The organism is Glycomyces albidus (assembly GCF_009451885.1).
GTDB lineage: Bacteria > Actinomycetota > Actinomycetes > Mycobacteriales > Micromonosporaceae > Glycomyces > Glycomyces albidus.
Genome location: NZ_WIAO01000035.1, coordinates 7265 through 19662, shown reverse-complemented (window position 1 = coordinate 19662; position 12398 = coordinate 7265). Strand labels below are relative to the sequence as shown.

Here is a 12398-nt window from a genome sequence, read left to right as displayed (position 1 = left end):
AGCGGCACTGACGGGAGAGGCGGGCCGGGCGCCCGCCTCTGTCCCTTTCCGGGCCTAGAGATCGAAGGCGGCGATGACCTCGGTGGCGATGTCCTCGGGGGTGTCGGACACGTCGACGGCGATGCCGTCCTCGTCCTCGCCGAGCGGCTCGAGGGCCGCGAACTGGGAGTCCAGGAGCGCCGGGGGCATGAAGTGGCCGCTGCGGTGGGCGAGCCGGGCGGCGATGAGCTCACGCGTGCCGTCGAGGTGGACGAAGCGGACGCGGGCGCCGGCCTCGCGCAGGAGGTCCCGGTAGGAGCGTTTGAGGGCCGAGCAGGTGACGACCGTGGAGCGTCCGGCGGCGTCCTCGGCGCTGATCCAGTCGCGCACGCGCCGCAGCCACGGCTCGCGGTCGGCGTCGGTGAGCGGCACGCCCGCGCTCATCTTGGCGATGTTCGCCTCGGTGTGGAGCTCGTCGCCTTCGGCGAACGGCCAGCCCAGCCGCCGGGCGAGCTCATGCGCGACCGTGGTCTTGCCCGATCCCGACACACCCATGACCACCAGGCAGGTCGTCGCCATCTGCACCGCTCCCCATTGAAAGGTAATACTTTTGAATCGGAAAGGTAACACCATTCATGACGTGGTGCAACCCGTCCCCCGCTAGGATGCCGTCATGGGCGATCGGCGAAACCAACCGGGCACGGGCCTCCACGACCCCGTGCTCGACAAGCTCGGTCTCGCGATCGCCTCCGGCGAACTGCCCGAAGGGCACGTGCTCAACCTCGACGGCATCCAGGAGCGGTTCGGCGTCTCCCGCACCGTCGCCCGCGAGGCCATGCGGGTCCTGGAGTCCATGGGCCTGGTCCGCTCCCGCCGCCGCGTCGGCATCACCGTGCGCCCCATCGCCGAATGGAACGTCTTCGACCCCAAGGTCATCTGGTGGCGCCTCGCCGGACCGGGCCGCAACGCCCAGCTCCGCACCCTCACCGAGATGCGCGTCGCCGTCGAGCCCGTCGCCGCCGCCGCGGCCGCCCGCGCCGCCGCGCCCGGCCAGCGCGCCCGCATCGTCGAACTCGCCGCCGTCCTGCGCCGGCTCGGCGAGGCGGGCGACCTCGCCGAGTTCATGGAACGCGACGTCGAGTTCCACGCGCTCCTCCTGCGCGCCAGCGGCAATGAGATGTTCGGCGCACTCGCCGACGCCGTCGGCGCGGTCCTGCGCGGCCGCACCCAGCTCGGCCTCATGCCCCACCGGCCGGTCCCCGAGGCCCTCGACCTGCACGAGGCCGTCGCCGCCGCAGTCGCCTCCGGCCGCGCCGACGACGCCGAGACCGCCATGCGGGCGCTACTGACGGAAGTCCGACAGGCCGTGATCCCCGGCTGAGGTTTGCCGAGTGCGCATCGGAGGCAACTGACAGGAAAGCTGAGAGCGCCTTCCCATCAAAAGGATCACTCGGAGCCCGCCATGAGCACACCCACCCGGCCACTCCCGCGGTACCGGGCCCCACGCCGCCTCCCCGGCCCCAGACTGCGGAGCCGCGGCGTGTTTGGGCGGCGACACGGCGTTTCACCTGGTCTGAACAGAGAAGTACACGCAGTAACCGATTAGCATGAGCCCCAACACCACCACGGCTCACAAGGCCGCGACTCCCTCCGCAGATCGGACTAGCCATGCCCGAGTTCGCACCCGTGCGATTGCCGCACTACGAAGGCCGTGACTCCGGCCCCCGCTCGCTCCTCGACGACGTCGCCGCCTGGGTCGAATCCGAACCCATGGCCGCCCTCCTGCACCGCTTCGGCGGCTCGCTCCCGGGGGCCGGCACCGCGACCGACCTGGCGTACCTCGAAGCGTTCTCCGCCGTCCACTGGGACTTCCGGGCCGGACGCGAGCGCCACGAGACCGCGCCGCAGCCGCTCGGCCCCGAGCAGGAGCTCGCCGTCACCGAAGCGGCCCTGGCCCTCGGGCTCGGACCGGAGCTCAAGCCGCGGCTCGAGCACTACACGCACGTCCTCGTCCTCGGGGGGCTCGTCTCGTCGTGCCTGTTCCGGACCCGCTTCGCCGCGGAGCTGCTCGCCGCCGGGACGGGCGCCGACAACGTCACCGGCGTCGGCGGCTTCCGCCCGCTCGGCACCGCCGACCACGAGTCGGCCGCCCTGAGCGGACTCCACTGCGGCGCCTTCGAGGTCGACGCGATCGAGGCGAGCCTCAAGCGCGCCTTCGGCATCGAGGGCGAGCCGCGCATCGACGCGGGCGGCGACCCCCACCGCGAGCCGGGCCGGTCGTGGAAGGTGGCGTCCTACGAGGCCGGGCCGGTGACCGTGCGGGCCGTCGCGGCCCCGTCCTCGGCGCCCGACCGGCGCCGCGCCGACACCGTGGACACCTGCCGGTTCTGGGCCGACGAGGTCGTCGACCTGACGCCCGGCGACAGCGTCCTGGTCGTGACCTCCGCGCCCTACACGGCGTTCCAGCACTGCGACGCGATCGCCCACATGGGACTGCCGTACGGCTGCACGATCGACACCGTCGGCGTCGACCCCGCCACGCTCCCCGAGCCGCACTTCCGCAAGCGGCACAGTGCGAGCGGGTACCTGCAGGAGATCCGCTCGGCGATCCGGTCCATGCGCCGCCTCCACTACGCGGCCGCCACGGCCGAGGCGGAGTTCGCGATCGAGTCGGCGCGGGCCTTAATCGAAGACGACCGGTGATTTCACCGATGCGCGCCGCCGTCCACCAGTAGATATTTACGTCCATCACTTGATGACTCACGTCAAGGAGGACGTATGAAGGCTATCAAGCAGCGGCGGCTCCTCGCCGCCGTCTTCTCCGCACTGCTGTCGGCCGCGGTCGGCATCGCCGTCGCAGTCGCCCCGAATCCGGCTGCGGCGCAGGACAACCCGTACGAGCGCGGCCCCGACCCGACGAACTCGAGCATCGAGGCCGTCCGCGGCCACTACTCGGTGTCGACCACGAGCGTCTCCTCGCTCGTGAGCGGGTTCGGCGGCGGCACGATCTACTACCCGACCACCACCGCGGACGGCACGTTCGGCGCCGTGGTCGTCGTCCCCGGGTTCACCGCCCTGGAGTCCTCGATCGCCTGGCTCGGACCGCGCATCGCCTCGCAGGGCTTCGTGGTCTTCACGATCGACACCGAGACCACCCTCGACCAGCCCGGACAACGCGCCGACCAGGCCCTGGCCGCCCTCGACTACCTCACCGACCGCAGCAGCGTCCGCACCCGCGTCGACGAGGACCGCCTCGCCGTCATGGGCCACTCCATGGGCGGCGGCGGCTCGCTCGAAGCCGCCCGCGAGAACCCGGACCTCCAGGCGATCATCCCGATGACCCCGTGGCACACCACGAAGACGTGGTCCACCGTCAGCACGCCGACCCTGATCTTCGGCGCCGAGAACGACTCGGTCGCCCCGGTCGGCTCCCACAGCGAGCCGTTCTACAACACCGTCCCCAGCTCGGCCGAGAAGATGTACATCGAGCTGAACGGCGCGAGCCACTTCGCGCCCAACACCTCCAACACCACGATCGCGAAGTACGCGATCTCGTGGCTCAAGCGGTTCGTCGACGACGACACCCGCTACACGCAGTTCCTCTGCCCCGTCCCCACCGGATCCGCGATCCAGGAGTCGCGAGGGACCTGCCCGCTCGGATAGGAACCGGCCTCCCGGACGCGACCCGTCCGGGAGGCGTCCGAGCACCCCGGGATCGGACGGCGGCACCGGTCGCCGTCCGATCCGCACGCTTCACCCCTTCCAAACCGACTGGTCGGTTTTGTACGATGGACGGATGGGACGGCGCGCACCGGAGCACCCCGCCCGGGCCGCGGCGCCCGCGCGGCCCACCGGCCCGCCTCCACCGGCCGGAGCCGACGCTCTCCCTGGTCCCCGCGACCGCGACCACCGCACCGACGCCCCGCTGCCCGCGACGCTTCGGCGCCTCGACGACGGGAGCCTCGCCCTCGTCGTCACCCCGGCCGACGCCCGCCTCCTCGACGGGGCCGGCCGATCCGGCACCACGGTGACCGTCCGGATCGCCGACGGCGGCAACGAGGACGCGGCCCGGGCCGCGCTCGCACGCGGGCACCGGATCCTCGCCGACGGACCACTCGGAGACGCGTACGCCGCGTTCACCCTCGCCGGCGCCCTCGCCGCGGAACCCGGACTCGCGCTCACCGCCCACACCGCCGCGGCCGACACCGCCTGGGCCGCAGGCGACCGCGCCGCCTGCGAGAGCGCCATCGGGGCCGCGCTCGCCACCGCGCGCCTCGTCTCGGACAGCAGGCGGTCGCAGCTCGGCGACTACCTCCGCGGCCTCGCCGCGCTCCTGCGGGAAGCGCCCGAGGACGCGATCGGCCACCTCCGGCGCGTCGCCGCCTGCGGAGACGACGCCCCCGACGCCCTCCACCGCGCCGCCGCCGCGGCGCTGATCCTCGGCGACGCCGACACCGCGTGCCGGATCGGCTTGCGCGCCTTGGCGGTCGCACACGACCGCGACCGGCCCGACCTCACCGCGACCGCCCTCGAATACCTCGCCTACGCCGAGATGCGCGCCGGCCGCCACGCCCGGGCCCGCGCCCACGCGCGCGACGGCCTCGCCGCCGCACGCCGCGCCGGACACGCGAACACCGCCGCCCACCACCACGCGGTCCTGGCCATGAGCGCCTCAGTCGAAGGCGACACCGCCGACGTGGAGACCCAGGCCGGCGCGGCCCTCGCGACCGCCCGCCGCTGCGGCCTCGGCCAGACCGGGGCCCTCGCCGAATGGGCCCTCGCCCGGTCCGACCTCGCCCGCGGCGCCCCCGACGCGGCCGCCGCGCGCCTCGCCGGCCTCGTCCGGCAAGGGCACTTCGCGGTCCGGCCCCTCCTGCTCCCCTGCTTCGCCGAGGCGGCCGCGCTCTCGGGCCGCGAACCCGACTCGCGGACGGCGGTCGAGGAGCTGCGCCGCTGGGCCGCTTCGGGACTCGACCCGGCCGCCGGAGCCCAGCTCGCCCGCGTCGAAGCGCTCACCGCCGCGCCCGGCACCGCGCCGGAGGCGGTCGACGCCCGCTTCCGCCGCGCGATCAGCCTGCACCCCAACGGCGCGGGCGACTTCGAGCGCGCCCGGTCCCAGCTCCACTACGGCAAATGGCTCCGCCGCCGGCGCCGCCCGCTGCTCGCCCGCGCGGTCCTGCGCGACGCCCTCCACGGCTTCGAACGCTGCGGCGCGGTCCTCTGGGCCGACCAGGCCCGCCAGGAACTGCGCGCCACCGGCGGGCCCAGCGGCGCCGAACCCGGGGCGCTCGCCGCGCTCACCCCGCAGCAGCTCCGGATCGCCCGGCTCGTCGCGACCGGGGCCACCAACCGCGAGGTCGCCCGGTCGCTCTCGCTCAGCGTCCGCACCGTCGACCACCACCTGCGCAACGTCTTCGCGGCCCTGGGCGTGCGCTCGCGCGTCGAACTCGCGCGGCTGGTCGCCGAAACGCCTTGACCCCCCAGGGAATCGGAAGCTCTTACATCGATAGCGATATATCTCTCTAGAGAAAAGCGGCCGACCCCGCGCGCCAGCAGGCGGGGTCGGCCGGGAGGACCGGACCTCAGATGAGGAACCGGGTGTACGCGGGCAGGGTGAGGAACGTCGGATAGTCCTCCCCCAGCGCGCACTCGGTGAAGACCGACAAGGCGTCCTCGAAGCGGTCGCCGTCGAAGCGCTGGAGCGCCCCGAACTCGTCCGCCAGGAGCTCCTGGACCCATTCGCGGGTGACGATGCGGCCGTCGGCGGTCCTGGAGCCCGCGTTGATCCACTGCCAGATCTGCGAGCGCGAGATCTCGGCGGTGGCCGCGTCCTCCATGAGGTTGTCGATCGCCGCGGCGCCGACGCCGCGCAGCCAGGACTCGATGTAGCGCACGCCCACGTTGAGGTTCTTGCGGATGCCGGCCTCGGTGATGTCCCCCGGCGTGGAGGCGACGTCGAGGAGCGCGGCCGCGTCCGGGACGACGTCCTCGCGCTGCCGGTCGATCTGGTTCGGCAGGCCGCCGAGCGCCTCGTCGAACACGGCCATGGCGACCGGCACCAGATCGGGGTGGGCGACCCAGGAGCCGTCGAAGCCGTCGTCGGCCTCGCGGGTCTTGTCGGCGCGGACCTTCTCGAGCGCGACCGCGTTGGCCTCGGGGTCGCGGCGGCTGGGGATGAACGCGGCCATCCCGCCGATCGCGGAGGCGCTGCGCCGGTGGCAGGTGCGCACCAGCAGCTCGGTGTAGGCGCGCATGAACGGCGCGGTCATCGTCACCTGGTCCCGGTCCGGGAGCACGAAGCGGGGACCCCGCTCGCGGAAGTTCTTGATGACCGAGAAGATGTAGTCCCAGCGTCCGGCGTTGAGGCCGGACGAGTGGCGGCGCAGCTCGTAGAGGATCTCCTCCATCTCGAACGCGGCGGTGATCGTCTCGATGAGGACGGTGGCCCTGATCGTGCCGCGCGGGATCCCGACCAGGTCCTGGGCGGTGTCGAAGACGTCGTTCCACAGCCGCGCCTCGAGATGCGACTCGAGCTTCGGCAGGTAGAAGTAGGGCCCGCGGCCCAGTTCGAGGAGCCGGTGCGCGTTGTGGAAGAAGTAGAGCCCGAAGTCCACGAGGGACCCGGCGACGGGCAGGCCGTCGACGCGCAGGTGCAGCTCGGCGAGGTGCCAGCCGCGCGGGCGCACGATGATCGTGGGCAGGTCGGTGAGGGCCGAGCCCTTGAGGCGGTACTCCTTGCCCTGGTCGCTGGTGAAGTCGATGCGCCGCTCGATGGCGTCGCGCAGGTTCACCTGCGAGTCGATGACGTTGTGCCAGTTCGGGGTCGAGGAGTCCTCGAGGTCGGCCATCCAGCATTTCGCGCCGGAGTTGAGGGCGTTGATCGTCATCTTCCGGTCGCAGGGGCCGGTGATCTCGACGCGGCGGTCCTCGAGCCCGGGTGCGAGGGTGGCGACGCTCCACGAGAAGTCGTCGCGGACCTCGGCGGTCTCGGGCAGGAAGCCCGGGTCGCACCCGTTGGCGATGCTGGTCCGGCGCGCCTGCCGGGCCTGGAGGATCTCCTGCCGGCGGGGCGCGAACTTCCGGTGCAGGGCGGCGATGAACGACAGCGCTTCGGGCGTGAGGATCTCGTCCTCGCGCTCGACGCTGGGCCCGTTGACCGTGATGCCCGAGTCAGTGCGGGTCTGTTGGGCTGTGACCACTGGTTTCTCTCCTTATGTGGCTGGGCGGAGCCTTTTTTCGAACGGAAGGCTCCGCCCCGGCGGACTGGTCGCTGGGCAGCTAGTGGAATTGTCCCTGCTCGGTGGACCCCGTGAGTGCGAGAGTCTCGGATTTCGGGTTGAGCGCCGACGTGACGAGGTCGAAGTAGCCGGTGCCGACCTCCCGCTGGTGCTTGGTGGCGGTGTAGCCGCGCTCCTCGGCGGCGAACTCGCGTTCCTGCAGGTCCACGTAGGCGGTCATGCCTTCGCGGGCGTAGCCGTGGGCGAGGTCGAACATCGAGTGGTTGAGCGCGTGGAACCCGGCGAGGGTGATGAACTGGAACGTGAAGCCCATCGAGCCGAGTTCGCGCTGGAACTTCGCGATCGTGCCGTCGTCGAGGTGGCGCTTCCAGTTGAACGACGGCGAGCAGTTGTAGGCGAGCATCTGGTCGGGGTGCTCGGCCTTGATCGCCTCGGCGAAGGTGCGGGCGGCCTCGAGGTCGGGCGTGCCGGTCTCCATCCACAGCAGGTCGGCGTACGGCGCGTAGGCGAGGCCGCGGGCGATGCACGCCTGGATGCCGTTGGCGACCCGGTAGTAGCCCTCGGCGGTGCGCTCGCCGGTGAGGAACGGGCGGTCGCGCTCGTCCACGTCGGAGGTCAGCAGGGTCGCGGCCTCGGCGTCGGTGCGGGCCACGATCACCGTGGGGACGCCTTCGACGTCGGCGGCGAGCCGCGCGGCATTCAGGGTCCGGATGTGCTGCCCGGTCGGGATGAGGACCTTGCCGCCGAGGTGGCCGCACTTCTTCTCCGAGGCGAGCTGGTCCTCCCAGTGGACGCCGGCCGCGCCGGCGGCGATCATCGCCTTCATGAGCTCGAAGGCGTTGAGCGGCCCGCCGAAGCCGGCCTCGGCGTCGGCGACGATCGGCACGAGCCAGTCGTCGACGGACTGGACGCCCTCGGCGGCCTCGATCTGGTCGGCCCGCAGCAGCGCGTTGTTGATGCGCCGCACCACCTGCGGGACCGAGTTGGCCGGGTAGAGCGACTGGTCGGGGTAGGTCTGGCCGGCCAGGTTGGCGTCGGCGGCGACCTGCCAGCCCGACAGGTAGATCGCGTGGAGCCCGGCCTTGACCTGTTCGACGGCCTGGCCGCCGGTCATGGCGCCGAGCGCGTGGGTGTACCCGCCGGTGGCGGCGTCCTCGGTGAGCCGGGTCCAGAGGCGCTCCGCGCCGCGGCGGGCGAGGGTGTGCTCCTCGGTGACGCGGCCGCGCAGGCGGACCACGTCAGCGGCGCTGTAGTCGCGGACGGTGTTCGCCCACCGCGGATCCGAGTCCCACTCGATGGCGAGGCGCTCTGCGGCGAGGTTCGTGTCGGTCGCTTGAGGGTCGCGGTGGCTGTCGGACATCGTCGGCTCCGAGAAGTCGGGACCGCAATCAGCGGTCGTTACTTGCAGGTAACAGCAATCTTTCATTGTTCTCAGGCGTGCGTGGCCGGTTTCCACTGGAAAGAATCGCGTTTCTTCGCAATACTGAGGAAATGACGAACCTGCCGCCGCCCGCCGCCGAGACCCCGCACCGCCCGTGGGGCGCCGCCGAGGCCGCCGAACTCGCCGCCGACGACGTGTCCGTGGACCTGATCAGCCTCGGGAAGCAGATCCGGCACCTGCGCAAACAGCGCGAGCTGAGCCTCGAGGAACTCGGCGCGACCGTCGGCGCCGCGCCTTCGCAGCTCTCGCTCATCGAGAACGGCAAGAAGGAGCCCAAGCTCTCGATGCTACGGGCCCTGGCGAAGGCGTTCGGCGTTTCTTCCGACCAGCTGCTCGGCGCCGAGCCGCCGAACCGCCGCGTGGCCCTGGAGATCGAGCTGGAGCGGGCCCAGCGCAGCGGCCAGTACCAGTCGCTCGGGCTGCCTTCGGTGAAACCGTCCTCGCGGATCCCGACCGAGGCCCTCGAAGCGCTCGTCGGGCTGCACCGCGAGGTCGCACGGCAGATCAACCTCCACACCGCCACGCCCGAAGAAGCCCGCCGCGCGAACACCGAACTGCGCCGGCGCATGCGCGACAAGGACAACTACTTCGCCGACATCGAGGCCGAGGCCCGCACGCTGCTGAGCAAAGTGGACTACTCGGGCGGGCCGCTCTCGCAGCACCAGATCGCCGACCTGGCCGCGCACCTGCGGTTCACGCTGCACCACGTGGACGACCTGCCGCACTCGACCCGCTCGGTCACCGACCTCAAGCACCGGCGGATCTACCTGACGCAGGTCGGCACCGGCTCGCACGACCCGCGCACGGTCCTGCTCCAGGCCCTGGCGAGCTTCGTGCTCCAGCACGAGGTGCCTCGCACGTACCTGGAGTTCCTGGGCCAGCGCGTCGCCACGAACTACCTCGCGGCGGCGCTGCTGATCCCCGAGTCGAGCGCGGTGGCGTTCCTGCGGGGGGCCATGGCGGACAAGGAGATCGCGGTCGAGGACCTGCGCGACAACTTCGCGGTGTCCTATGAGGCCGCGGCGCACCGGTTCACGAACCTGGCGACCCACCACCTGGGGATCCGGACGCACTTCCAGAAGGTCCACAAGTCGGGGATCATCTTCAAGGCGTACGAGAACGACGACGTCGCCTTCCCGGCCGACCCGACCGGCGCGATCGAGGGGCAGCCGGTCTGCCGGTACTGGACGAGCCGGCAGGTCTTCGACGTGCCCGACAAGTTCAACGCGTTCAACCAGTACACCGACACCGCGACCGGGACGTACTGGTGCACCGCCAGGACCGAGCGCAGCGCCGACGGGCTGTTCTCGCTCTCGATCGGCGTGCCGTACGAGTCGGCGAAGTGGTTCCGCGGCAAGGAGACCAAGGCCCGCTCGATTTCCCGCTGCCCCGACCCGGACTGCTGCCGGAACCCGCCGCGGGACCTGGCCAAGGCCTGGGCCGGCCGGGTCTGGCCCACGGCCCGCGCCGCCAGCTCGCAGCTCGCCGCGATGCCCCTCGGCTCCTTCCCGGGCGTCGACGAGACGGAGGTCTACCAGTTCCTGGAACGCCACTCGAAGCGCTGAGGGCACGAATCGGCCGTGACGCCCGCGTCGGGGCGGGGGCGACCCAGGAGCCGATGTCGTCGCCCTGGACGCCGTAGCGCGCGTATCCGAGCCGGTCCATGGCCCCGCCTTCGCGCCAACGGGAGCTGCCAGGCGGCGACGCGGCGGCGTTCCTGTCGGAGCGGTTCCCGGCGGCGTGGCCGGTGCACGTCCGGGTCCGGTTCGCGGCCCCGGCCGAGCGGATCGCGGCGGGCATCTCGGCCGCCGACGGGGTGGTGGAGGCGATCGACGAGGACCGCCGCCTGCTCGTGCTCGGCGGGTCCGATCCGCTGACCATGGCTGCGTTCTTGTGCATGTTCGACGTCGATTTCGAGCTCCTCGACGCAGGGCCGGTGCCGGACGCATTGCACACCGTCGAGAACCGGTGCCGCAAAGCATCGAAGTCTTTGCAATCATGAGCGCCATGACACCGACGTTCGTCCTCATCCACGGCTCCAACGCCAATTCCTTCTCCTGGGCGCCGCTGCAGCGGGAGCTGGCCCTGCTCGGCCACCGCTCGCTCGCGGTGGACCTGCCGGGCCACGGCTTCGCGGCGGGGTTCCCGTCCGCGTACCAGACCCAGGACGCGGCGGAGCTCGGCGTGGCGGCGTCGAACCTCGAGGGCATCGGCCTCCAGGACAACATCGACCACCTCGTCGCGGTCCTGGAGCGCGCGAGGCGGAACGGCCCGGTCGTCGCGGTGGCGCACAGCCGCGGCGGCGTGACGCTCACGGCCGTCGCGAACCGCCGCCCCGAGCTGTTCGACCGGATCGTGTACGCCTCCGCGTGGTGCTGCGTCGACCACACGCCCGGGGAGTACGTCGCCCGGCCCGAGAACGCCGGCAGCGTCCTCGACCAGGTCATGGGCGTGGCCGCCGCGAACCCGGCCCGCCTGGGCGCGGTCCGCATGAACTGGCGCACCGCCGACCCGGTGCTCCTGGGCGCCCTCAAGGAGGCGATGCTCGCCGACGGCACCGACGACGAGTTCCGCGTCTTCCTCAGCACGCTCACTCCGGACGAGAGCCTCGACGCGGGCGGCCCCGAGGACCGCGCGAACGCCGACACGTGGGGGCGGATCCCGCGCAGCTACGTCCGGTTGACGCAGGACAAGTCGATCCCGATCGAGCTGCAGGACCTCTTCATCAAGGAGGCCGACGCCCTCACCCCGGACAACGTCTTCGACGTGCACACCCTCGAGTCCAGCCACGCGGGCGTCCTCGTCCGCCCCGAGCGCTTCGCCGCCGTCCTCGCGGGCCTCGCGTAGCGCCTGACCGGGACGGACGGCCCGTGGCACACCGCGTGCCATCTTTCCGGCCGGTTCGGCGCCGCAAAAGCCGCCGAACCGGCCGTTAGCCGCCAACCGGCCACCGGAGCCCCAGCTCCGCACCGACGCATGTACCCACGGTCAACACGCGGCGACTCCATACTGAGGCGGCAATCCACCCTTTCCCCAAGGAGTGCCATGAGCCTCGTCAAACGCCTCATGATCGCGGTGACGCTCGCCGTCTCCGCGGTCTTCTTCATCCCCGCCCCCGCGCAGGCCGGCGGCCACTGGATCGAGATCTGCTTCCCCGACACCGCCACCATCGACCCCTTCGACGAGAAGTGCTGGATCATCGAGATCCCCGTCGAGGTGAACTGGAAGTACTGGCCGCCGGACTGCGACGTCTGCCTGCCGTCCTTCGACTTCTGGCGGGACAAGATCAACCCGGCCACGCGCCTGGAGTTCAACGAGCGCCTCGGCAAGGGCCTCGGCCTCCTCGCCGAATCGCACCTCACCGACGACGAGAAGCTCGCCGAGCAGTTCCGCGCCGAGGCCGGAGGCCAGTTCCTCGCCGCCGCCGAGGTCGTCGGGCAGTACGAGATCGCCCTCGACAACTTCAGCTGGCTCGACCCCGTGAACGGCAAGGTCCTCGAGAGCCCCCAGCCCGAACCCGCGCTCGCGGCCGGGAACGCCATCGCCGAAGGCGTCACGATCCTCCAGAACACCCTCGGCAAGGAGCCCGACATCGAAGGCGCGCTGGCGCAGTTCGACAAGGCCTATGAGGGCCTGACGGGACTGGCCGCGGGGTGACGACCGCGCGGACCGCGATGCGCTGTGCCGTCCGAGACGCCGCCGGCGCTGAGCCGAACTCACCCCGCACCCGTTCCGCCGCA

Annotated in this window: 11 protein-coding genes; 8 read left to right on the top strand and 3 right to left on the bottom strand. The window is 71.8% G+C overall.

The window, feature by feature from the left end:
- Positions 1-54: 54 nt before the first annotated feature.
- Positions 55-558, bottom strand: a complete 504-nt coding sequence (locus tag GFD30_RS21420) for a gluconokinase (RefSeq protein WP_153027211.1) — start codon at positions 556-558, stop codon at positions 55-57.
- Positions 559-652: 94 nt separating this feature from the next.
- Here GFD30_RS21420 and GFD30_RS21415 point away from each other — a divergent pair, with 94 nt between their 5' ends.
- The 4 genes from GFD30_RS21415 to GFD30_RS21400 all read left to right on the top strand — a co-directional run bounded on the left by GFD30_RS21415 (position 653) and on the right by GFD30_RS21400 (position 5455).
- Complete coding sequence (locus tag GFD30_RS21415) at positions 653-1360, top strand: FadR/GntR family transcriptional regulator (protein WP_153027210.1); 708 nt, start codon at positions 653-655, stop codon at positions 1358-1360.
- 287 nt (positions 1361-1647) lie between these two features.
- Positions 1648-2682: a hypothetical protein gene (locus tag GFD30_RS21410; RefSeq protein ID WP_227996798.1), complete on the top strand. Its 1035-nt coding sequence runs from the start codon at positions 1648-1650 to the stop codon at positions 2680-2682.
- A gap of 75 nt (positions 2683-2757) precedes the next feature.
- Positions 2758-3642 carry a dienelactone hydrolase family protein gene (locus GFD30_RS21405; protein WP_153027209.1) on the top strand — a complete coding sequence of 295 codons (885 nt, stop codon included), beginning with the start codon at positions 2758-2760 and terminating at the stop codon, positions 3640-3642.
- A gap of 133 nt (positions 3643-3775) precedes the next feature.
- On the top strand, positions 3776-5455 hold the full coding sequence (locus GFD30_RS21400; protein WP_153027208.1) for a helix-turn-helix transcriptional regulator: 1680 nt from the start codon (positions 3776-3778) through the stop codon (positions 5453-5455).
- A gap of 106 nt (positions 5456-5561) precedes the next feature.
- Here GFD30_RS21400 and aceB read toward each other — a convergent pair whose 3' ends face one another.
- On the bottom strand, positions 5562-7178 hold the full coding sequence (aceB, locus tag GFD30_RS21395; protein ID WP_322633477.1) for a malate synthase A: 1617 nt from the start codon (positions 7176-7178) through the stop codon (positions 5562-5564).
- 79 nt (positions 7179-7257) lie between these two features.
- A complete protein-coding gene (aceA, locus tag GFD30_RS21390) occupies positions 7258-8577 on the bottom strand; it encodes an isocitrate lyase (RefSeq protein WP_153027207.1) in 1320 nt (439 codons plus the stop codon).
- A 131-nt stretch (positions 8578-8708) separates the two neighbouring features.
- On the opposite strand from aceA, the gene GFD30_RS21385 reads away from it, so the two are divergent.
- From GFD30_RS21385 to GFD30_RS21370, 4 genes are all read left to right on the top strand, one after another.
- Positions 8709-10223, top strand: coding sequence for a helix-turn-helix transcriptional regulator (locus GFD30_RS21385; RefSeq protein ID WP_153027206.1), 1515 nt, complete (start codon positions 8709-8711; stop codon positions 10221-10223).
- Between the two features lie 182 nt (positions 10224-10405).
- Positions 10406-10660, top strand: a complete 255-nt coding sequence (locus GFD30_RS21380) for a hypothetical protein (RefSeq protein ID WP_153027205.1) — start codon at positions 10406-10408, stop codon at positions 10658-10660.
- Positions 10661-10665: 5 nt separating this feature from the next.
- Positions 10666-11505, top strand: a complete 840-nt coding sequence (locus GFD30_RS21375; protein ID WP_153027204.1) for an alpha/beta hydrolase — start codon at positions 10666-10668, stop codon at positions 11503-11505.
- A 198-nt stretch (positions 11506-11703) separates the two neighbouring features.
- The gene (locus GFD30_RS21370; RefSeq protein ID WP_153027203.1) at positions 11704-12315 is read left to right on the top strand and encodes a hypothetical protein; all 612 of its coding nucleotides are present in this window, start codon (positions 11704-11706) and stop codon (positions 12313-12315) included.
- Positions 12316-12398 lie beyond the last annotated feature (83 nt).